The following is a 22,375-nucleotide window of genomic DNA, read 5'->3' as shown; positions in this document are numbered from 1 at the left end:
ATGAAGGTTAATGTAGCATGTCAACAAATTATGGTATTAGGTGAAGGGCCGCTTTGGCATCCCCTAGAAAAATGCCTGTACTGGGTCGATATCGTCGCTGCGACCCTATATCGTTTAAATCAAGATAAAAGTTTAGATAAATTTGCTATGCCTAGTGAAATTGGTTCAATCGCTTGGTGCTCTAAAGGTGGATTAATAGCCGCTTTAAGCGATCGTTTTGTGACTATTGATACAATGACGGGTACGACACAGAACATTGCTTTCCCCTTACAAGGAATAAAAAATGTCATGTTTAACGATGGTAAATGTGATAGACAAGGAAGATTTTGGGCTGGTACCAAAGATATCGCCGAACAACACCCGATTGCTGCTTTGTATTGTTTAAATCGTGGAGATGTAAAGCAGATGCTAAATGGGTTTACAGTGAGTAATGGGATTGCTTGGAATTTAGAGAATAATCTAATGTATATCTGTGATTCGCCTGCCCGACAAATTTATCAATATGAATTTGATCCCAAGGATGGAAGTTTGGGTGAAATGCGTTTATTTGCACAAATTCCCAAAGAAGAAGGATTCCCCGATGGACTTACTGTCGATAGCCAAGGTTATCTTTGGAGTTGTCATTGGGATGGTTGGCAAATTACCCGTTATACTCCCACCGGTGAGATCGATAGTGTTATCCCTATGCCAATACCCAGACCTACAAGTTGTTGTTTTGGGGGGGCAGATTTAACAACTTTATATATTACATCTGCTTCTATAGGCTTAACCGCAGCCCAGCTAACTGATGCTCCTCAATCAGGGATGCTTTTCGCTGTAGAAACAAATATTAAAGGATTGCCTGAGCCTAGTTATTTAGGCTGAAAAATGTGTCCAAACGTCGAAATAATCTGTAATAAAAGTACTGACAATTGACCGATCAAACTACATTTTTTAAGCGTTTGACTTGCTTTTAGTTGTGACAGGGGTAAAGTACGGATGAATAAATGCCATAAAAGAGATTATTTTTTATGATAAAAGTATCAAACCCAAATTGGTTGATTTATACCATTTCTGGATTTGCGGCTTTAGCAGGATTGTTATTTGGTTATGATACGGGAATTATTTCCGGTGCTATTTTATTCATTAAAAAAGATTTTTTCTTAACTAATTTTCAAATTGAAATGGTTGTTAGCGCCGTTTTATTCGGTGCTTTAATAGGTTCAGGTGTAAGCGGTCGAATAAGTGATTTATTTGGCCGACGTAAAGTACTGGTTTTTACCGCCCTCACGTTTATTGTAGGTTCTTTAGTTACTGCATTTTCACCCAATTTAGTTACCTTAGTGATAGGTCGAATTATATTGGGCGTGGCTGTAGGTATAGGTTCATTTACCGCACCGCTTTATCTTGCAGAGATTGCTCCAAAACGTATCCGGGGTATGTTGGTTTCCTTGAATCAATTAGCGATTACCATAGGAATCGTTTTCTCTTATTTAATTAATTATTACTTTTCTGTCACTGGACAATGGTCCTGGATGTTAGGCTTAGGCGTTGTTCCAGCTATTATTTTATTATTAGGAACTATTTATTTGCCAGAAAGTCCTCGATGGATGATTTTGAAGGGATGGGATCAAAAAGCCCGTGCAGTTTTAAAGCATTTGCGTCATGGGGAAAATATCAATAATGAGTTCGACGAAATTCGTCAAACTGTAGAAGTTGAAAAGGGAACACATCGTCTTTTATTAGCAAAATGGTTACGCCCTATTCTTTTTATTAGTTTAGGTTTAAGTTTTTTTCAGCAAGTCACAGGAATCAATGCCATTATTTATTATGCACCAACCATTTTACAAATGGCCGGTTTTAAATATGTCAGCAATGCTATTTTAGCAACCTTAGGTATCGGAATAATAAATGTATTATTTACTATTATAGCCTTACCTCTCATTGATCGTTGGGGGCGCCGTCCTTTATTACTTTATGGCCTTTTGGGTATGTTTATTAGTTTGCTTATTTTGGGAATAGCTTTTTATTTTCCTGCATTAACGTCATTACGTTGGGTAGCTGTAGCAAGTATGGTTATTTATATTGCCAGTTTTGCAATGAGCTTAGGTCCAATAATGTGGCTCATTATTTCGGAAATTTTTCCATTAAATATTCGAGGCGTAGGTGCCAGTTTAGCTATTTCGGCAAGCTGGGGTTTTAATATGCTGGTGTCAATGACATTTTTGACCTTAATTCAATTTATAGGTACAAGTCATACATTTTGGTTATATGCATTTCTATGCGTGTTAGGTTGGATTTTTATTTACTTTATTGTTCCAGAAACCAAAAATTGTTCTCTAGAGCAAATTGAAAATAATTTACGTTTAGGTCGACCAAGTCGTGAATTAGGTGCTGCATTACGCATCTCTTCACTATTTACAGCCTTAAAAAGGCCTTTTGCTTTTTTTCTTACAAAATAAAATGTCGTTAGAGAATGTAGATATGTTAAAAAATAAGGTTATTTTGATTACTGGATCCACTAATGGCATTGGGGCTGCAACCGCTCGGCGGTGTATTGCTGAGGGGGCTAAAGTCATGATCCATGGTCGTAAAGAAGATTGTGCTAAAAAATTAGTTCAGGATCTGGGTGAGTCAAGTAGCTATCTATTGGCTGATTTGATGGACGAAAATTCCTATACTTATTTAATAACAGAAACAGTAAAAAAATTTGGCCGACTAGACGGTTTAGTCAATAATGCGGGTATTTATCCACGAAATAACATTGACTCCGCTAATCTAGAACTTTGTGAAAAGATTATGCGAGTTAATTTCTATGCTCCCTTACTCTTGTGTAAAGCCGCCGTAGAAGTCTTCCGCAAACAGAAATCCGGTGGAACAATTGTAAACATAGGTTCTATGAATGCTTATACTGGCCAGCCAGATCTTTTGATTTATTCTGCCTCAAAAGGGGCCCTAATGACGATGACGCGTAACTTAGCTGATAGCTTAGGTTCAGAACTTATTCGAGTTAATCAACTCAATGTGGGATGGACACCGACTGACAATGAAATTTGTTTAAAAATGGCAGAGGGTTTACCAGAAGATTGGCAGGAAAGGATTCCCAAAAAATATGCGCCCAGTGGCCGTTTGTTATCACCAGATAATGTTGCATCACACATTGTATTTTGGCTTGCAGATCAGTCCGCGCCGGTTAGTGGTGCTGTGTATGAAGTCGAACAATACCCAATTATTGGACGAAACCGTTTGAATGATTTGGTAATTCAATAATCCAAAAATTTGAATTACTGGGATTAACATAAGAAAATATAAAGCTAGATCTCGTCGAGGTTATTTAATGAAAATTCAAGATGCTAAAGTGTTTGTTACGTGCCCAGATCGTAATTTTGTGACACTAAAAATAATTACCGATGAGGGTGCCTATGGCCTCGGTGATGCAACTTTAAATGGACGAGAATTAGCAGTTAAAGCTTATTTAGAAGATCTTATTCCTTGTTTGATTGGCCGTGATCCCGCCCAAATCGAAGATATTTGGCAGTTCTTTTATCGCGGCGCCTATTGGCGACGCGGACCCGTCACCATGGCTGCGATTGCAGCAATCGATTTGGCTTTATGGGACATCAAAGGAAAAGTATTAAATACGCCGGTTTATAATTTATTAGGTGGGAAGAGTCGTCAAGGAGTGATGGTATATGGCCATGCCAATGGAATTGATATTACGGATACCATCAAACAAGTTGAAAAATATATCGATATGGGTTATTTAGCGGTACGGGCTCAGACGGGTGTTCCTGGCTTACCGAATAGTTACGGCGTTTCTAAAGATAAAATGTATTACGAACCCGCAACTAAAGGTTTACCTCAAGAATGTGTGTGGTCTACCGAAAAATATCTTAATTACATTCCTAAATTGTTTAAAGAATTACGTAAAACTTATGGTGACGACCCTCATTTTCTTCATGATGCCCATCATCGCTTAACGCCTATAGAAGCGGCTCGTTTAGGCAAAGAATTAGAACCTTATCATTTGTTTTGGTTAGAGGATACGGTGCCAGCAGAGTTACAAGAAGGTTTTCGGATTATACGTCAGCATACAACAACTCCCCTTGCGGTAGGCGAGGTTTTTAACACGATATGGGATACGCATATTTTATTTACTGAACAGCTGATTGATTATATTCGTATGTCTGTAGTGCATGGTGGTGGAATTTCACATTTGAAAAAAATTGCAGCAATGGCTGAAGTTTATCATGTGAAAACAGGATGTCATGGTCCAACAGATGTATCCCCTATCACTATGGCGGCTGCGTTACATTTCGATATTTCCATTAATAATTTTGGTATACAGGAATATATGCATCATACCGAAAAGACTAACGACGTATTTCCTCATCATTACAGTTTTGATAAAGGGTATTTATATCCTAGTGATCAGCCCGGTTTAGGCATCGATTTTAATGAGAAGTTGGCAGAAAAATATCCTTACGAACGCGCCTATCTTCCCATTAACCGAAAGCTAGATGGTACTTTATTTAACTGGTAAAATATACTCTTCGCACTTGAATTTTTGACTGGGCTGCCGCTTAATTCGCAATCCTTATGTATGTTATATACACTTCGGTTGCTCATTTTCACGGCGCCTTGTCAAAAATCCCATTGCTGTGAGTATAGAGATGTGGATTTTTCTATTAATATTCATTACTTAAAACTCTTATAAAGTCTTATTATGCTTATGAAAGTCCATAGCGTTGTAAAAATGAAAAAATCTATTTGCATAGGTTGAAAAGTAACATAAACAAGCAATCCAGCTCCAAGCAGATTAATAAAATTATAAAGAAAGCCTTTTATTTTCATCCAATTAGCTTGTTGAAAAATGTAGGCAGCGAGAATAAGTGATAATCCAGTAATAAAGAAAAAATGCTTAGACAAGACAATAGAAGTCATAAAAAACCTAAATGTTGTTATTTTTATGTGCGAACAAACACGTAGATTCTACGATAGTTTTGAATACCGTGTCTATGGTTTAGGTTGCTTCAGTCCATTGTTATGAAAAGTCTCTCATAAAGAGAGACTTTTAGCATTTCCAAATTAATTTTTATTAATTAATAATAAATTAGTTAATCTTTTCACAAATCCAGCAGGGTCTTCAAGTTGTCCACCTTCAGCCAGTATCGATTGTTCTAAAAATAAATGTGACCATTCTGCCAGAAGAGAGTCATCTTGTATGTATTTTAAATTTTGAATTAATTTATGTTGAGTATTTAATTCTAATATTGGTTTACTAGTAGGCACAGTTTGACCCGTGGCTTGTAAAATACGCTGCATTTGACTGCTCAATGCGTTTTGTTCGGTGACAACACAGGCAGGGGAACTGGTTAAGCGCACCGAAATACGAACTTCTTTTACTTTATCTTTGAGTATCTCTTGAATTTGCTTTAATAAAGGTCTAAATTCATCTTCATTTTGTTGTAACAATTCTTTATTTTTTTCTTCAGCTATCCCTGAGATATCAGAATCTTTAGCAACAGATTGTAAATTTTTTCCATCAAACTCAGTTAAGTGCGCAACCAACCATTCATCGATACGATCATGTAATAGTAATACTTCTATGCCTTTATCGCGAAAAATTTCTAAATTAGGACTATTGTTTGCTGCGGCAAAATTTTCTGCGGTGATATAGTAAATCTTATCTTGCTCAGGATTCATACGTGATACGTAATCTTCTAAACTTACCGTTTGCGCGTTATTATTTAAATAAGTTGAGCTAAATCTTAAAAGTTTAGATAATGAATCGCGATTTACAAAGTCTTCTGCTAAACCTTCTTTTAAAATATTGCCAAATTCCTTCCAAAATTGTAAATATTTTTCAGTTTGTTCTTTAGAAAGATAGATTAAGGTTTCAAGAATTCGTTTGGTTATAGCCGAGCGTATATTATCAATTTGTTTATTATTTTGTAAAACTTCTCGTGAAATATTTAATGGAAGATCATTGCTGTCTATAATTCCTTTTACGAATCGTAGATAACGAGGCAGGAATTGTTCAGCGTCATCCATAATAAAGACGCGTTTAACATAGAGTTTTAAGCCTCGAGGTTTTTCATGATTCCAAAATTCAAATGGGCCAGCCTGTAAAGGTATATAGAGTAATGTAGTATATTCCTGTTTCCCTTCTATTTTGTTATGAATCCAAGTAAAAGGGTCATTCTGGTCATGAGTGAGGTGATTATAAAATTTTTTATATTCCTCAGCATTAATTTGGTCTTTAGAAAGCGTCCATATTGCAGTAGCGTTATTAACCGTTTCCCAAGTAGTTTCAGTTTCTTTTTCAATACTCTTGTTTTCTTCAATATCGGAAGAAGTCTCATTTGGGATTACGTTCTTCTTCATACTAATAGGCAAAGTAATATGATCCGAATATTTAGTAATAATACTCCTTAAGCGCCAATCTTCTAAAAATTCAGTTTCATCTTTCTTTAAATGTAATATGATCTCAGTGCCTCGTTCAGGTTTGAATATGCTTTCAATGGTGTATCCATCCTTAGATTCAGAGCCTCGGTTATATTCCCAGCAAACACCTCTTTCTGAAGGTTCTCCTGCTGCACGAGTCTTAACCGTCACTTTATCGGCTACCATAAATGCAGCATAAAATCCAACTCCAAATTGCCCAATAAGCTGAGTGTCTTTGTTAGCATCCCCTGTTAACGAATCTAAAAATTCTTTGGTGCCTGATTTTGCGATGGTGCCGAGATTTGCAATAACTTCATCGAAAGTCATACCGATTCCATTATCAGTTAATATGACGGTCTGGTTGTCTTTATCAATGACTAAAGCAATTTTAGGTTCAGCGTCTTCTTCATAAATTTGTGGATTTGATAAAGCTTTAAAACGTAATTTTTCTATGGCATCGTGAGCATTAGAGATTAGTTCGCGTAAAAAAATTTCTTTATTTTTATAAATTTTATCAATCATTAGGTCTAATAGCTGAGCGCTTTCTGTTTTAAAGCCTAATGTCTGTTTTTCAACTAGGGTCGTCATAAATCCAATACCTCTTATGATAATAAATAGATCAATACGGACAACATGAGGGCAAAATTTTTAATTTCAAGTAAATTTGCTTGAAAAACCAGCATTTTTTGGGTTAGGTATGTTTTTATATATAACTATATTTTTAAAAGTTTTTTTAAAGGTTAGACAAATAAAGTATTTCTCTAAGTATAGTTTCTGAACCCACCGTATAACCTAAATCATAAATTTCTTGTGGTGTAAGTTTTTCTAAAATTAAAGGGTTATTTACAATGTCTAGTGCGGGTAATTTTTTTTGTATGCACTTGTTAACACGAGTAATTTCTAAGGTAAAAATAGTTTGCTGAAGATTATGATTATAGTTTTTAGCTATAAGTTTGTAATAAGCTTGGCATGGGAAAAGAATTATATTTTCACTTTTTTGTAAAAATTTTTTATTCGAAATATTTAAAATTTTTAATAAATCTATGGGTGATAAAGATTTTAATAATTCTTTATCATTAGAAATATCCTTAGCATATAATTTAGAAACAAGATTCTTTCCCACTAACTGCAAAGTAAATATTGTTTCCCCATTGGCACTAATCTCCTCATCAACAATACGTAATGCGAAAGGATGGGCATTAGCTTTCTGCAGCAACTTATATTTTGCTTTAATGGTTGAAAAATAATTTTCTACATATTTAAAGTCCAAGCTAATATCCTCCCAATTATTAAAATCAAATTATCTATTATTTTGTGGTGAATTAATTAAAGGAGTTTGTTCTTCATTTTTTTTTATACCAATACATTGGGCACAAAATAAAAAAGCAGATCGAATAAATTTATTTTTTGGATTATTATGTATATTCTCATCAGAGGATTTAGTCTTATTAATAGGGTTTTTTAATATTTTAGGAGTAAGCTCATCAATAATTGGTCCATGTTTACCTTGAAGTTTTTTTAATTCATCAGAAGTTGGAATTGAATAAAGTGTATGATGAAAACTTGGTTCGCATGTACATGTAACCAAACTATAAGGGGAGCCATTCGATGAAAGTATATTTCTAGCTCCAAACAATGTATCTTTATTTACCATAAAAGTAGGATTGTCTGGTCCTAAAATAATTTCTTTATATTCTGATTCTAAAAAAATATAAATAGCGATTGTACTTCCGCCTAACCATTCCCATTTTTCGTCAACTTGTAACGTATGCAAACACGAAATTTGTTCTTCATTTAGAACATAATATATTATTGATTTTTCAGAATTTGAATTTTCAGTTATTTGTTTAAAATAACCATCTTCATCGGTAACTTCACGAAGATCCTTTAAAGCTAATTTTTCGACTATTTTAGCTAATGAAATCGAATCTGGTAGGTCATTTTCTGAAGAAAGAATATTGTTTAAATATCGTTTTTCTTTAGGATCCAGGATGTCAATAGAGCGTATTTTTTTTAGTATTTCAATAAATTCTTTTTTAGATAACATGTTTTCCTCATTAATAGATAGGTAGAGATATTTTATCTGAATGGATTAAAATCGGTTTCGGTATCATACACATCAAGTTGTTCTTCCATTTTCAAGAAACCGGTAATCAGCGAAGCAGGCCATACACCTAACAATGAGTATAATATTTCAATAGAGTAGACCGATATAATCATATAACCCAACTGTGAAAAATGTATATGGCCACTAAATCCAAATAATATAGTAATTAAAACCAAAATAAATCCACCTATAGCAGATGATCCTAAACTGCGCAGCCAAAAGTGTCTACCTTTCATTAATATTTTCCATTTTGAAATTATATATATATTAATAAAACTGCTACTTATCACGGCTAAGATTCCAGCTAAAACAAATCTTAATATAGGATCGACTACTTGATTATAAGATGGTTGATCATGCCAAAAATTTGGAGAAGGTAAATGAATAATCAATTTAATTGCAATCGAAAAAAATAATTCACACGCTAATGTAATCCATATAATTTGTTTAGCAGCATTATAACCATAAACTTCTGCCACTATATCTCCAATAATATACGTTAAAGGAAAAATGAGTGGTGCGCCAGGCACTAATGCAGGACCAAGAAATACTAATTTATATGCTACGACATCAGCCGCTAAACTAATCGTAATGTTTATCATCCCTAAAATAAGGATATATTGATTAATATTTTTGGGTGCCGTGGCCTTTTTCATCCTCGAAATTAACATAAGATCTACTTTTTTTGCAATTCATTCTTATTTGTATAACTACGCCTATAATTTTGTAAAGATCTGAAAATTTAATAATTTCAGATTCAATAGTCAAATTTTTAATATAAGTTTTATTTTCATAAATAATTTTTTGCATTAGCTGCGGTTTCGTTTCTCCTTTTTTATATATTATTATAAAATCTCGATTGCGCCCTTTTAAACTAGGATCAATGACTAACAAAGATCCCGCTAAGAAATTATTCGTATTATTATCTCTAATCACTAAGGCAAAACTGTTTTCATTTAATGTTATATCTCTTATTAATAATGACGAAAAAGCTAGATGGTTTCTATTTTTAGGAATATTAAGAATATCTTTCCAGTGTATCAGAGGAATAGTCAAACCATCGATTTGTTTATTTTTTTTAGATAGAGCTTCTCTTCCAGTTAATTGATCAAGTGATATAGAAAAATAGTTTGCGATGGGAGCCAAGGATGCTAGTGTAGGATTATTTTCTTTATTTAATCTTAAGCGTTTTAGTGTTGAGAGTGGAATACCAGTGTGTTTGTGGAGTTGATTGATATTTATCCCCCACTTTTTTATTAGATATTCTAAAGTATTATTGAGTGTGTGTTTAAAAGACAATTGTAATAGACCTCTGCAAAGTCACTTTCACAATTTATTATGCTCGAAACATTATCGTTATTAAAAACAATGCCGATAAAATAAATTAAACAAGATCCTTGCTAAATTATTTTTTTAAAACCTGAAAATTATGCCAGTATTATAATTTTAAATCAAATTTTTTTATTTGTTCAACATGTTTTATATTGTTGCATAATAGTCCATTAATGGACTATTATAAATTATAAAAAATGATATTTAGAATTTTTAAGCAAGGATAGAAAAATAAGTGGATAAAAAAAAAGAATTTTATTAGTTGAAGATCAGCTTATAATACAACGCGTACATAGTATTTTTTTAAGAAAGATGGGCTATCAAGCTGATATTGCCATAAATGGGCAGCAAACCTTAGATATGTGTCTGAATAGGACTTATAACCTTATTATTCTCGATGCCGGTTTGCCTGATATGCCAGGAGTTGAAGTTGGAAAGAGAATTCGTATACTGGAAAAAAATAATAAAGCGAACCGAATGCCGATAATATTATTAAGTGCATATCCTACTAATAATTTAAAAAAATGGTGCCAAGAAGCCGAAATAGATAATTTTTCAACGAAGCCTATCCCATACAAAGATTTATATATTATGTTAGAAAATATTTTTAATCAGAAACCAGTCAATAATGAAATGATTTAACTTAAATGAAAAACCCCTGAAAACTTTTAAAATGTTTCCAGAGGTTTTTTAATTTTTTTATAGATTTTTTTGCTTAAAATCTCGAATATATAAGCAGAGCGATAAACTTAAAATTTTATTTTAAATTAGCTAGATTAGCGAAATTTGCTGAAAAAGTTAAAGGAGGTTCTTTTTCCTCCTTTTTTTCAGATGATGGCTCATGATTAATTACACAGGCCAATATCCAAGCTACACCTAATTCCAGTCCTGCTAGTACAACTCCGACTAAAACACCATCTATTATCATATCTGTCCCCCATTCAATTGTTAAAATTTCTTAGTTAATTTTAGGAAAAATAAAGTTACTTTGTTGCTATAACGAATTTAAAAACATTTAAAAAATCGTTATATTTTTTTGTAAACAAAATATAATTTCAAAAGTCCTATTAATTGATTCCCTATTAATATTGGACTTTTACTTGGAAAAGGGGTAGCGGGCCGAGATGAAAGGGTTGTAAGTGGTTGGATAAGAAAGATGCAATTCAATACCTATAGCAAATATCCTATATACTTGTAATCTAAGGCTTAGGTAAAAGCTATTTGGACTCCATTACTTATAAATAAAACGCCTGCAATACCAAGGCCTAGTAATAATGGCCTTCCTCCTTTAACTCTAAATCCTTTCGCTAAAGAATTTTTTCTGTAACGTCCGCGCCAGGCCATTAGAGATGGAAGCAAAACAAAAAGTATTGCACAATAAATTCCAGCATAACTTAATGCACCTATAAAAGCACCCGGATAAAATAATACTACTGTCATAGGTGGTAAAAAAGTAGCTAAATAAACAATAACTCCACCCTTTCCTCGCTTGGTAGTGCGTAGACCATCAGCCAAAAAATCAGATAAACTCAATCCGCTGGCTAGAAAAGAGGTAGCTAAGCAAATTGAAGTAAAAATTCTGGTCATAAACGTGATTAATGGATTATTTAATGTGTTACTTAATTGCATAACAAACTCACTGGTTGAGTGTTTGGAATGTAACATGCTAATTAGCCCATGATTTCCTTCACGAGAGAGTACTCCCATGATACATAGATCCCAAAATAAATAACAAAATAAAGGAATTAAACTACCTATTAAAATAGCTTTTCGCAATTTGGGAATATCATCTTTAAAATAAGTGCGTAAGCTTGGTATGATGTTCGCAAAAGTAAATGAGGTTATCATTACTGTTGCTCCGCTTGTTAAGTAAAACAAGTTTCCATCTTTTAACTTAGTGCTAGAAATAGATGGAATAATAAATAAAATAAGTAAAATATAAATGCTAAATTTACTAAACATCAAACCACGATTCACATAATCGACATAATGTATGCCTTGATAAACCACGTAACTTAAAATAGCAGTGAATAGGAATATAGATAACCAGTTGGGTATTTTAAAACCTAAATTAAGCAATAACCCACTAAGAAAATCTCCACTACCCGCCATATAGGCTGCAAGTACGGAATAAAATAATAATAGATAACTTATCCAGGCAATAGATTCACCCCAACGACCTAATAAAATTCTCGACATGGAAATAATATTAGTATTTGCAGGAAGCCATAAATTAACTTCAAGGACCAAAAAAGCGCTGGCGGTCATAATGAACCAGCATAGGAACAGAAGAATCAAAGAATTTGTAAATCCAGCTTCGGCCGTCGCAATAGGTAATGCTAGCATTCCGCCCCCTATTGCTGTTCCGACTATGAGTAAAATACCCCCAAGAAGTTTAGTATCAAATTTGTTAAACATATGAGAGAGTTATAAAAAAAATGCAAATTGAATATATTTTAATATCTAAGTTAACCGTACAACAAACACTTTTATGACACAAGTAAAAAGTTAGGATTAATGCTGATGGAAGCATTAATTTTTAATAATCAATTATAAGTTATGGTTGGGCGTTGCATCGAATGGATTTACAGTTTGGAAAGCTTGTAATTGAAAAGTTTTTTTTGCTAACCTTACAAGCCTATAAAGTTCATTTATTGAGGATTTATGAAGCTAAATTTTTGAGAATTATGGGTAAAAAAAATCCATTTTAGCTTGTTTTTGTAAGTAAAATAACTACAAAATTCAGGTATATTACCCTAATGAAAGAAGGACTAAGAGCAGTACTTTGTTACCTAACTTATTAAGTGGTAATATGGGACTTATGACACAAGTTAAAGTTCCTATCTACGATCCTGCTCAAAATAAAAGTAAGGAGGGTCAGCTTTATTTAACTCCTTCCGCGATTAAACATATTAAAAAGATCCTGGCCAAGCAAATACGGGGGAAATGTTTTCGTTTGAGTATTAAGCGTTCTGGTTGCTCAGGTTTTGCGTATGAAGTGAATTATGTAGATAGCTTCCATTCTGAAGATTTAAAATTTTCTATTGATAATGATTTAGCTGTTTTTGTTGATCGATTGAGTTTTCCTATCTTAAAGGGGGTTTGTATCGATTATGTACAAAATGGACTTAATGGCACGCTGAAATTCATTAACCCAAATCAAACGGCTGCCTGTGGATGTGGCGAAAGTTTTAGTATAGAGGAAAAATAGAGGATTAGTTTCCTCATTATATGATATGTAAAATTATTACGATAAATAACAAATTGGGATTACATGCACGTGCTTCTATGAAGTGGGTCAAAATCGCAAGATGTTTTATTAGCCAAATTACGCTCAAATGTAATGGTAAACAAGTAGATGGAAAGAGTATTTTAGAAGTGATGGGGCTTACAGCCCGGCAAGGTAGTCCTGTTGAAGTCATCGTTCAAGGAGAAGATGAAGCTGCAGCCTTGACGGTGCTTGAAAAATTAGTTACTGATAGGTTCGGTGAAGAGGGGTGATAAGGTGCTGCCGAGTTCTTTGTACCCTCATTGTATTCTATTTTTTGTTTATTCCTTTAAGTTTTGCCGATACACAGGCTAATGATGAAATCGTCAATCAATTAATTTCATTAAACCAGAATTATCCAATTCAGCGACGAATTGAAATTCAAAGTGCAGCATTACTAAATACCCCTTATTTAGAAGGTGCGCTGGGTGAAGGTATCAATGGAAAATACGATCAAAATCCTTTATATCGATTTGATTATTTTGATTGTGAAACCTATGTTGATACGGTCATGGCTCTAGCACTAGCTAGAAGTCTTCCAGACTTTAGAAACAAAATCAATCAAATTCGTTATAAACAAGGTAATGTGAGTTTTACTCAACGTAATCATTTTCCCAGTGCTGATTGGATCCCCAATAATAAAAGAAATGGATATATTCAGGAGTTGAGTTATTTAATTGCGGGTCGTAAAACAAATGTTAGCAGAACCCAAATTAATTTGCCAAATTGGTATCGCCATTTAACTACCGATAGAATTCAAATTCCTTATTTAAGCCCCCAAGAAAAAGAAGCGCGGTTATCTCAATTAAAAAAAGAAGGTGCGGATTTGTATGGAAGTAAAAATGTAAGTATTTCTTATATTCCAGTCTTTGATTTGTTACAAAATTCTGAATTGAGGCAAAAAATTCCTAGTGGCAGTTTAATCTTTTTTGTCGGTCATGATTCTTATCTAAGTTCCCGAATAGGAACTTCTATGAATGTATTGCATATGAGCTTTGCTATTTGGAATAACGGCCAGCTTTATTGCCGCATGGCTTCATCAAAAGCAGGAAGAGTGTTAGATGTTTTGTTTCAAGATTATTTAAAAACCTATTTATCACTCGGTACTTTGGATGGTATAAGCGTATGGTCTATCACAGAACCGACTTAGATATGGGTTTGCATTTAAATTTTTTGTTGTGTTGTGCTCAATTCGCAATCCATCATGTATCTTGAATATATTCCGGTTACTTCATTCTCGCAGCGCCCTTGCGCTAAGAATTCAATTACTGAGAGTATAGATAAATAATTTATTGCTCTATTTGAGAGTTTTGCATGCCCGCGATCATCATATTTTCTAATAAGATTGAGCCAGTTTGAATGGTGCTCTTATAATTAATATCATTGCCTATAGCCACAATATTTTGATACATATCTTTTAAGTTACCAGCAATAGTAATTTCTTCCACAGGAAATAGGATCTCTCCATTTTCAACCCAAAAACCAGCTGCACCACGAGAGTAATCGCCCGTTACTAAATTAATACCTTGTCCCATAACCTCCGTGACTAATAAACCTTTTTCCATTTGTTTCAATAGATCATTAAGCTTAAATTGACTCGTTTTTAGCAAAATATTATGAAACCCACCTGCATTTCCTGTTGTTTGCAAGCCTAGCTTTCTGGCTGAATAACTATTTAATAAATATCCGCATAAAATACCCTCATCAATTAAAACACGATCGCTAGTACGGACTCCTTCGTCATCAAAAGGAGCACTTCCTAAAGCACTCAGCATATGAGGTTTTTCATAAATAGAGATTCTTTTAGCAAAAACGGGTTTTCCGATATGGTCGACCAAGAAAGAGGCGTTGCGATAAAGTGTTCCCCCCGAAATTGCCTCAAGAAAAGTTCTAATCAAGCCGGGGGCGATTTCTGAATGATAAATCACTGGGACTTGGCAGGTTGAAATACGTCTTGCACTTAAGCGTTTAACGGTATTATCAGCAGCTTCTTTGGCTAATTTTTCAATCGATTGGAGTTGATCTGGATTGCGATTTATTGTGAAGCTACCATCCCGCTGCATACCCATTTTATCTTTTGCTATCAGATTACAAGAAATGTTATGCAACGAGCTAGGATACCCAGCTAGAAACCCATTACTGTTTGCATAAACATAAATAGCTTCCTGTGTAGATAAGCTGACTCCTTCTGAAAATGTTAATCTACTGTCTATAGCGAGCGCATTTGCTTCGCATTCTTTACCTAATGCAATAGCATTTTGTGGGTCAATTGACCAAGGATGACAAAGGTCTAAATCAGAGGGTGTTTTTTCTAAAAATTGCGATTCAGCTAGGCCATTAAAAGGATCTTCAGTAGTAAAACGTGCTATATGACAAGCCGCTTCAAAAGTGCTTTTTATGGCTTGAGCGCTAAAATCTGAGGTACTTGCAGAACCTTTTTTGCGACCAAAATAAACATTTATTCCTAAACTTTTATTCCGATTATGTTCAATTGTTTCAACTTCTTGGTTGCGAACAGTGACTGAAAATCCGGTATCATGACTAATGCTAGCTTCTGTTTGAGTAACCCCTTGTTTTTTTGCCATGTTCATCAATTCAGTTAACAAATTTTTATAATCTGCTTGCTTATTTATTAACCCTAATGGATGCTGATTTTCTATTTGGGTAGTCATAAAACCATTTCTCGATATTAAAATGTAAGAGAGTATAGCGATGGGTATTAAATTTCGCTAGACTAGCGTATCTAAGATAAGATAAATATCATAAAGGTTAAAGAAAATGCAGCAGTTCATTGAATTTAGTTTACAACATTGGGAGCTATGGCTAGTTTTTTTTGTAATTTTAATTTTATTACTGACTTTTGAATTACATGCTAAGTTAACCGGTACGTTGCCTCTTAGTGTCCAAGAGGCTATTTTTAAGGTTAACCGAGAAGACGCGATTTTTTTAGATGTTCGTGATGAGCTCAGTTTTAAAAAAGGACATATTGCTGAGTCTGTTAATATACCTTTTTCTGAACTCAAAGCTAGACTAAGTGAACTTGACTCATATCTAGAAAGGCCTATTATCATTAACTATAGTCAGGGGCAATCACACCATAAAATTGGTAGACTATTAAAAAATGCAGGGTTTGCAAAATGTTTCCACCTTAAAGGTGGGATTATGAGCTGGCAAAATGCCGCTTTACCTATTATTAAAAGCTAAATTTTCGAGTTATAAAGAGGTGTTTATGCAAAAAGTAGTGATATATACAACTCTAGGTTGTCCTTATTGCGCAGATGCTAAAGAATTACTGAACAAAAAAGGAGTTAAGTATGAAGAAATTCAAGTTGATAAAGATGCTAATAAACTAGCTGAAATGGTGAAACTAAGTAATCGACGTTCAGTGCCACAAATATTTATTAATAATAAATCTATCGGAGGGTTTGATGATTTATCAAAATTAGCTACCTCTGGCGAATTAGACACCTTACTAAAAGACGAGTAATTTATGAATCAACCAAACAAGCCTTCGCAACAGCCTGAATTTATTATTCAGCGTGTTTATGTTAAAGATTTGTCACTAGAAACTCCTCATTCCCCTCAGGCTTTTCAAGAAGAGTGGCAACCGGAATTAAATTTGCAGTTTACTATGAATACAAGTGATATCGGTGCCGATAATCATGAGGTTGTCTTACAAATCACTGTCACAGCGAAGTCAAAAGATAAAACCTTATTTTTGGTTGAGGTGAAACAAGCAGGACTTTTTACGCTAAAAGGATTCACTGAAGAGCAAAACCATCAAGTAATGAGTATAACTTGCCCCACTATTTTATTCCCTTATGCTAGAGAAGCTGTATCAGATTTGGTTGGCCGTGCGGGTTTTCCACCCCTCTATTTAGCGCCTGTTAATTTTGAAGCGTTGTATGCCCAGCAAATGCAAGAACAGGAAGATAAAGGCGGTAGTGGGAAAAAAGAAAATCCTTCGAATTCTATTATTACGCATTAATTTTCCAGCGTGTTCACTGTAGCGTTAACAGGTGGAATTGCAAGTGGCAAGTCTACGGTTGCTCATTACTTTGCGGAATTGGGGGTAAGTATTATCGATGCTGACCAAATTGGTCGGGAGCTTATTGATAATTCATCGGAAATCCGTGATCAATTAATTGCACGGTTTGGTGCTAGCATATTAAAAAAAAATGCGACTATCGATCGAGATAAACTACGAGCAATTATTTTTGATCATCCCAAAGATCGAGAATGGTTAGAATGCTTATTACATCCATTAATATATCGAGCAATACAAATAGCCCTAAAAAAAGCTACAGGCATCTATTGTTTACTAGTGATACCGTTATTGTTAGAAGAAAGAACTTCTATATTACTCAAGGAAAAACCCTCTACTAATGATTATATTAAATTAAATCGTATTTTATTGGTCACCACCTCACGAGAGTTGCAAATTCAACGCGCACATGAACGTGATTTATTAAAAAAAAACCAAATTAATGCCATTTTGGCTGCACAAATATCAGCTACAGAAAGTATTAAACGAACAGACGATATCATTCATAATGATTCCAGCTTACAAAACTTATGTAGCTCAACCATCGCATTGCATGAGAAATATTTGTCATTAATGCCCACTACAAAAAATTCTCTTGATGATTCAACCTTTCTTGGTTATTATCTCGCCTTCAAATAGGAATGATTCTTAATATCATTTAATGGATTCTTAAGCTAAGTAATTTATACTGTATAAAAAATTAATTTATACCCCATTGAAGTGAGAGTGCGTTATGAAAAAAAGAAAAGCAATAAAGACAGCGATTGGTTGGCTGTTAGCAGGTGCTCAAGTTGCTGCTGATGGATTAACCAGCGCTAGGCAAATTGCAGATCTTGCTCCTACCCCTTATGTGGGATATGCAAGATATGCAGCATGCGGCGCAACTATTGTAGAAGGTGAAATCTACAGAAAGAATATTATCGAAGGATTTAGTAGATTTAGCTTATTAAGTGAAAAAACGCTGTGGCAATATTTAATTATTGAGAAATTTGAAGATGATTTGGTTCTTATAGAACAATATGAAAAAGAAATTAAAAATAATTTATATGATTTTTTTGTTGATATTAACAAAAAATATAAACTAAAGAAAATTGTTAATGATGAAGATATTTTTCAGGAAATTGATTATGATAAAAATACTCTTCTAAGTAAGTATAAGAAATTTCACAAAAAAGAAAATCCTTCAATTGATGTCGAAAATCAGCAAAAAATTGAAGAACATTCAATTGATGCTAAAAATCAGCAAGAAATAAAAGAATATTTTTCTAATTTTAAACTTAGAAGAGACGGCACTCCAAGCTATGTTGAACCTGAAGATGAACTCCGATTCTTAAATTTAGAAAAAAACCTCAAGAAACTAGTTTTTTTAAAAACAAGCTTTTTTGTAGCTAGCTATGTTGCTAATCAACACTTTATTAAACAAGTTAAGTTGTGTCATAAAAAGAAATCTGAAACCAAAGAGGTAAAAGCTCGATTAAAGCTTTTAAAAAAACTGCTAATCAAATCGGTCGTTGAACCAAAAAGCTGTGAATTGTTAAATAACGCAGAAAATTTAAGCGAAGATTTTATTAACGAACTTAAGGAAGAAGTATCTAAAAAGGTCATAAAATTATGGCCTTTGCGCTTTGGAATGTTGTTTAGTCTTGGTGTAGGGTTATGTTTAGGAGTTATTACTTTCTACACTTTCCCGGCAGTCTTAATCGCTTTAGGGTTGTCTACAACGATCGCATCTGTGGTCATCTGGCCATTAGCTATTTTAGCAGCTATTTCTTATGCTATTTTAATTTATAATACTTCAACAGATTTGATTTTAAATGAGACTTTATCCACTTGGTGGAGAGAGCTTAATAAAGAAATAGAACAAACATATAATGGACGACCAAATATTTTAAAATATATTTGCCTTGTGATTGGAAAATCATTTGCACAATTTTTTAATAAATTAATAAATTGGTTTAAATTAAAAGAACAAGAAACATTTTGTACCTATGCGGTGCGAATGGTATTGAGTTTTATGGCGTTAGCTTGTGGTTTAATCGTTGCAGGTGCAACTGGATTTACAGCTTTTATTCAATTAAAACAATATGTTAATGTCACCCTCTGTACGATTGCAACGCTTTCCTTCATGTCAAGTGAGTTATTGTTTATTTTGAAAAATTCTTTTCAAACAGTCGGTTTACTGGCTGAAGGATCGATTAATAATTTGTTTAAACCATTTATAAAATCTTATAAAAATTTAGTAACTCAATTAGTAACTCAAATGCCAAATGAAAATTATTTGCAGCATTTGTTACATTTATTACGCATTCCTTTAAAAATAGTACTTAGTATTTTTAAATTACTTATTTTTGGTACTCATGTGTTCTTTACTGGCGTCGCATCGGACAGATTTTTTAATCTTCCTTGTTTGCTAATGGTTGGTATTTCAGCATTAAGTGAATTGATGACAGATGTAAGTCAGCTTTTTAGTAATAAACAAGCTGATCATCACGATCATGATCACGGCGGAATTTTTAATTGGATAGGAAAAATTATCTTTATTATTCCTGCAACTATTCTCGGAATTTTAAATTGTTTATTTAGTCAGTTAAATCGTTGTACAAGCACTGAAACGTCTTCCTTAGGACTTTTAGAAGCGATAAAACAAGAGTGGCACCAATTTGATATTAAACATGTGCATGAACATTTAGCTGACAATGTAAGTGAATTAAATGAATCTGGATCTGCTCGAACACTACCTAAAGCAGTTGCAATACAAAAAGCTATTAATATATGCAAAGATGAAATAGGTAGACTCAGCATCGTTAATTCAGACTCAGCGCAAGAAAAAGTAGTTATTTTGAAAGCTTATATGGAAAAATTAAAACAAAACAATCAGACTGATTCTAATAACAATATTACACTGGAAAATGAAAAAAGAACAACGTTAGGCAAACATAGATTTTTAACGACATTAGGCGAGCATAGTTTTTTTAAGAGAGGAAAAACAGAATCGATGAGCAAGATAGAAGAAATAGAAACGTTAATAAGCCCCTATATGGTTAATGATAATAATCACGTTTTTAATGGTCATGCAAGAGCTCTTTGAGTAAATTATCGAATGATGTAATTAAGCAAGAAATTTATTAATCAGCATTAAATCATCTGGTTTTAAACTACCTGCGGCTTGTTTTAGTAAAAGTGTATCTAACAGATAATTATATTGATCATTAGCCGCAGTACGTTTTACATCATACAGATTTTGTTGTGCAATCAGGATATCAACGACAGTTCGTGTTCCTGCTTTATAGCTCTCTTCGGTACTATCTAACGAAAGTTGAGCAGATTTGATGGCTTGCTGCTCAGCTTTGATTTTGCTGATATCGGCAAGAACATCATTATATTTTTGTCGGGTATTAACGATCAGTAGTCGATAAGTATTATCTAAATTAGCACTAACCGTTTGAAAATCATATTGAGCTTGACGGGTTTTAGAAGAGACTGCACCGCCGGCAAAGAGTGGAACATCTAATTCTAAGCCTAAAGTTCCGCCATTATTATTAAGTGAATTAGGAACATTATTAAAAGTATCGGTTTTTCCATAATTACCTATTAAGCTTAAGCTAGGTAGATGTCCAGAAGCTTGCATCTTTATTTTCTGTCGAGCGACTTCTACACCATAGCGCGCAGCCATTAGCTTCAAATTATTCTGGGTGGCTGCATCAATCCACTGTTCGATATTGTTGGGTTGCGGGTTTTGCAAAGGTATGTTTTTTGTAAAGGCTTTTATGGAGGAATAAGTCTGTCCGGTTAATTGGCGCAATGCCTCTTGATTATTGCGTAAAGTATTTTCTGCACTTATTTCTGTAGCGAGTGATTTATCGTACGCTGCTTTTGCTTCGTAAACACTAGTCAAGGCATCTAAACCTACTTGGACGCGTTTCTGAGCTTGATTCAATTGTTTACTATCAGCGTTTTTTTCTGCTTTAGCGAATCGAAGAGTGTCTTGAGCGGATAAAACATTAAAATAAGCAGTCGCTACGCGAAAAATTAAATCTTGTGCAGCTGCTGCTAATGTTAGATCAGCTTGTTTCCCAGTATTATTAGCTTGCTTAACCGCTAACCAATCATTGACATTAATTAGAGGTTGTCTAAAGGAAATATTATATCCCTGAGACTGGAAGTTGCTTATTCCATTCGGTTGTCCGGTAGTAGGAAGCTGACTAATGTTTTGATAATTATTTGAAACATTCGCTTGGGCTGAGATATTAGGTAAAAGTACAGCTACACTTTGAGGTATCGCTTCGCGTTGGGATAATCGGGTGGATACCGCAGCCTGATAGATAGGATCACTATTTAAAGCTGCTTTATAAATATCGATTAAATCAGCAGCAAAAACAGGCGTGAAGGATGCAAAAGGTAAATAAATACCTAGCACTAATTTAGAGCATATGGATAGCCGTCTAGCCGATTTAGGGATAAAAAGGTCGAGTTGTATCATTATTTTTTTTATACTAAAAGAACAAAAACGTAGATTTTTCTAGATAGATGCTTGCTATTATGCCAGATTTCATAATTGAGATATAGGCCTATGAATTCCCATTTCGACGGTTCAGATGTCAAAATTTTGCAGCAGCAAATAGTTTATCAAGGACATTTTCAGATAAAACAATTGAAAGTCCAATTTCGTCTATATAATGGGGAATGGAGTCAGCCACGACTACGGGAAGTCTTTGAAAGAGGTGAGGCAGTGGGGGTTCTATTGTTTGATGCGCAGAATGATCAACTGGTTTTAATCGAACAATTCCGAGTAGGAATTGTTAATAAAGCCAAAAGCCCTTGGTTAATCGAAATAGTAGCCGGTGTCATTGATAAAGATGAAAGTGTAGAACAAGCAGCACGACGAGAAACACAGGAAGAAAGTGGTCTAGAAATAACGAATTTATTTCCCATTTGCCAATATTGGGTGAGTCCAGGAGGAAGCTCAGAACGTATTTATCTTTTCTGTGGACAAGTTAATGCCAAATTAGCACAAGGAATTCATGGGGTGTCTGAGGAAGGTGAAGATATTAGTTTACATGTTTTAAAATTAAAAACCGCTTATAGTTTGCTTAATCAAGGAAAAATTAATAATGCTTCAACTATTATTGCTTTACAATGGTTACAACATAATGAGCAAATTGTGAGAGATGTATTTTTGAAAAAAAGCGAGTAACTA

General features: G+C 33.9%; 24 protein-coding genes. 14 read left to right on the top strand and 10 right to left on the bottom strand.

The features are described from left to right. The 4 genes from AAHI99_RS07275 to manD all read left to right on the top strand — a co-directional run bounded on the left by AAHI99_RS07275 (position 1) and on the right by manD (position 4,522). Complete coding sequence (locus AAHI99_RS07275) at positions 1-864, top strand: SMP-30/gluconolactonase/LRE family protein (RefSeq protein ID WP_342227596.1); 864 nt, start codon at positions 1-3, stop codon at positions 862-864. Positions 865-1,010: 146 nt separating this feature from the next. Continuing rightward, positions 1,011-2,441, top strand: coding sequence for a sugar porter family MFS transporter (locus AAHI99_RS07270; protein WP_342227595.1), 1,431 nt, complete (start codon positions 1,011-1,013; stop codon positions 2,439-2,441). Positions 2,442-2,463: 22 nt separating this feature from the next. Next, positions 2,464-3,249, top strand: a complete 786-nt coding sequence (locus AAHI99_RS07265; RefSeq protein ID WP_342227594.1) for an SDR family NAD(P)-dependent oxidoreductase — start codon at positions 2,464-2,466, stop codon at positions 3,247-3,249. A 67-nt stretch (positions 3,250-3,316) separates the two neighbouring features. Then, entirely contained in the window at positions 3,317-4,522 is a 1,206-nt protein-coding gene (gene manD / locus AAHI99_RS07260; protein WP_342227593.1) for a D-mannonate dehydratase ManD, read from the top strand. A 155-nt stretch (positions 4,523-4,677) separates the two neighbouring features. Here manD and AAHI99_RS07625 read toward each other — a convergent pair whose 3' ends face one another. The 6 genes from AAHI99_RS07625 to AAHI99_RS07235 all read right to left on the bottom strand — a co-directional run bounded on the left by AAHI99_RS07625 (position 4,678) and on the right by AAHI99_RS07235 (position 9,832). Then, positions 4,678-4,833, bottom strand: coding sequence for a CBU_0592 family membrane protein (locus tag AAHI99_RS07625; protein WP_425288738.1), 156 nt, complete (start codon positions 4,831-4,833; stop codon positions 4,678-4,680). Between the two features lie 234 nt (positions 4,834-5,067). Continuing rightward, positions 5,068-7,014 carry a molecular chaperone HtpG gene (gene htpG, locus AAHI99_RS07255; RefSeq protein WP_342227592.1) on the bottom strand — a complete coding sequence of 649 codons (1,947 nt, stop codon included), beginning with the start codon at positions 7,012-7,014 and terminating at the stop codon, positions 5,068-5,070. A 145-nt stretch (positions 7,015-7,159) separates the two neighbouring features. Next, positions 7,160-7,696 carry a hypothetical protein gene (locus AAHI99_RS07250; RefSeq protein WP_342227591.1) on the bottom strand — a complete coding sequence of 179 codons (537 nt, stop codon included), beginning with the start codon at positions 7,694-7,696 and terminating at the stop codon, positions 7,160-7,162. Between the two features lie 30 nt (positions 7,697-7,726). Then, a complete protein-coding gene (locus tag AAHI99_RS07245) occupies positions 7,727-8,473 on the bottom strand; it encodes a cupin domain-containing protein (RefSeq protein WP_342227590.1) in 747 nt (248 codons plus the stop codon). A 32-nt stretch (positions 8,474-8,505) separates the two neighbouring features. Further along, complete coding sequence (locus AAHI99_RS07240; RefSeq protein WP_342227589.1) at positions 8,506-9,189, bottom strand: queuosine precursor transporter; 684 nt, start codon at positions 9,187-9,189, stop codon at positions 8,506-8,508. Beyond that, positions 9,158-9,832 carry a helix-turn-helix transcriptional regulator gene (locus tag AAHI99_RS07235; RefSeq protein ID WP_342227588.1) on the bottom strand — a complete coding sequence of 225 codons (675 nt, stop codon included), beginning with the start codon at positions 9,830-9,832 and terminating at the stop codon, positions 9,158-9,160. The genes AAHI99_RS07240 and AAHI99_RS07235 overlap by 32 nt, the downstream gene beginning before the upstream one ends. 345 nt (positions 9,833-10,177) lie before the next feature. Between AAHI99_RS07235 and AAHI99_RS07230 the strand changes: the two genes are divergently transcribed. After that, on the top strand, positions 10,178-10,507 hold the full coding sequence (locus tag AAHI99_RS07230) for a response regulator (RefSeq protein WP_342227587.1): 330 nt from the start codon (positions 10,178-10,180) through the stop codon (positions 10,505-10,507). A gap of 115 nt (positions 10,508-10,622) precedes the next feature. Here AAHI99_RS07230 and AAHI99_RS07225 read toward each other — a convergent pair whose 3' ends face one another. After that, positions 10,623-10,793, bottom strand: coding sequence for a hypothetical protein (locus AAHI99_RS07225; protein WP_339050407.1), 171 nt, complete (start codon positions 10,791-10,793; stop codon positions 10,623-10,625). A gap of 278 nt (positions 10,794-11,071) precedes the next feature. Then, complete coding sequence (locus AAHI99_RS07220; RefSeq protein ID WP_425288718.1) at positions 11,072-12,283, bottom strand: amino acid permease; 1,212 nt, start codon at positions 12,281-12,283, stop codon at positions 11,072-11,074. 403 nt (positions 12,284-12,686) lie between these two features. On the opposite strand from AAHI99_RS07220, the gene AAHI99_RS07215 reads away from it, so the two are divergent. Genes AAHI99_RS07215 through AAHI99_RS07205 form a run of 3 tightly spaced genes read left to right on the top strand, consistent with a single transcriptional unit; the run spans position 12,687 to position 14,283 of the window. Further along, positions 12,687-13,076 carry an iron-sulfur cluster assembly accessory protein gene (locus AAHI99_RS07215; protein WP_342227585.1) on the top strand — a complete coding sequence of 130 codons (390 nt, stop codon included), beginning with the start codon at positions 12,687-12,689 and terminating at the stop codon, positions 13,074-13,076. A 20-nt stretch (positions 13,077-13,096) separates the two neighbouring features. Beyond that, the gene (locus tag AAHI99_RS07210) at positions 13,097-13,366 is read left to right on the top strand and encodes an HPr family phosphocarrier protein (protein ID WP_071662866.1); all 270 of its coding nucleotides are present in this window, start codon (positions 13,097-13,099) and stop codon (positions 13,364-13,366) included. Positions 13,367-13,410: 44 nt separating this feature from the next. Then, complete coding sequence (locus AAHI99_RS07205) at positions 13,411-14,283, top strand: N-acetylmuramoyl-L-alanine amidase-like domain-containing protein (RefSeq protein ID WP_342227584.1); 873 nt, start codon at positions 13,411-13,413, stop codon at positions 14,281-14,283. A 139-nt stretch (positions 14,284-14,422) separates the two neighbouring features. Here the strand turns inward: AAHI99_RS07205 and pmbA are convergent, their stop codons facing one another. After that, positions 14,423-15,805 (bottom strand): metalloprotease PmbA, encoded by a 1,383-nt coding sequence (pmbA, locus tag AAHI99_RS07200; protein ID WP_342227583.1) that lies wholly within the window; start codon positions 15,803-15,805, stop codon positions 14,423-14,425. 106 nt (positions 15,806-15,911) lie between these two features. Here pmbA and AAHI99_RS07195 point away from each other — a divergent pair, with 106 nt between their 5' ends. The 5 genes from AAHI99_RS07195 (at position 15,912) to AAHI99_RS07175 (ending at position 20,266) form a co-directional block, all read left to right on the top strand. Next, on the top strand, positions 15,912-16,337 hold the full coding sequence (locus AAHI99_RS07195; RefSeq protein ID WP_342227582.1) for a rhodanese-like domain-containing protein: 426 nt from the start codon (positions 15,912-15,914) through the stop codon (positions 16,335-16,337). A gap of 25 nt (positions 16,338-16,362) precedes the next feature. Next, a complete protein-coding gene (gene grxC / locus AAHI99_RS07190; RefSeq protein ID WP_342227581.1) occupies positions 16,363-16,620 on the top strand; it encodes a glutaredoxin 3 in 258 nt (85 codons plus the stop codon). Between the two features lie 3 nt (positions 16,621-16,623). Next, positions 16,624-17,121: a protein-export chaperone SecB gene (gene secB, locus AAHI99_RS07185; RefSeq protein ID WP_342227580.1), complete on the top strand. Its 498-nt coding sequence runs from the start codon at positions 16,624-16,626 to the stop codon at positions 17,119-17,121. 9 nt (positions 17,122-17,130) lie between these two features. Further along, a complete protein-coding gene (coaE, locus tag AAHI99_RS07180) occupies positions 17,131-17,817 on the top strand; it encodes a dephospho-CoA kinase (protein WP_342227579.1) in 687 nt (228 codons plus the stop codon). 94 nt (positions 17,818-17,911) lie between these two features. Further along, positions 17,912-20,266 carry a hypothetical protein gene (locus tag AAHI99_RS07175; RefSeq protein ID WP_342227578.1) on the top strand — a complete coding sequence of 785 codons (2,355 nt, stop codon included), beginning with the start codon at positions 17,912-17,914 and terminating at the stop codon, positions 20,264-20,266. Between the two features lie 21 nt (positions 20,267-20,287). Here the strand turns inward: AAHI99_RS07175 and AAHI99_RS07170 are convergent, their stop codons facing one another. Then, positions 20,288-21,658, bottom strand: a complete 1,371-nt coding sequence (locus AAHI99_RS07170) for a TolC family outer membrane protein (RefSeq protein WP_342227577.1) — start codon at positions 21,656-21,658, stop codon at positions 20,288-20,290. A 90-nt stretch (positions 21,659-21,748) separates the two neighbouring features. On the opposite strand from AAHI99_RS07170, the gene AAHI99_RS07165 reads away from it, so the two are divergent. Continuing rightward, positions 21,749-22,372, top strand: coding sequence for an NUDIX domain-containing protein (locus AAHI99_RS07165; RefSeq protein ID WP_342227576.1), 624 nt, complete (start codon positions 21,749-21,751; stop codon positions 22,370-22,372). Positions 22,373-22,375: the final 3 nt, after the last annotated feature.

It is taken from the genome of Rickettsiella endosymbiont of Rhagonycha lignosa (assembly GCF_964031165.1).
Taxonomy (GTDB): domain Bacteria; phylum Pseudomonadota; class Gammaproteobacteria; order Diplorickettsiales; family Diplorickettsiaceae; genus Aquirickettsiella.
This window is presented reverse-complemented; position numbering and strand designations above follow the sequence as displayed.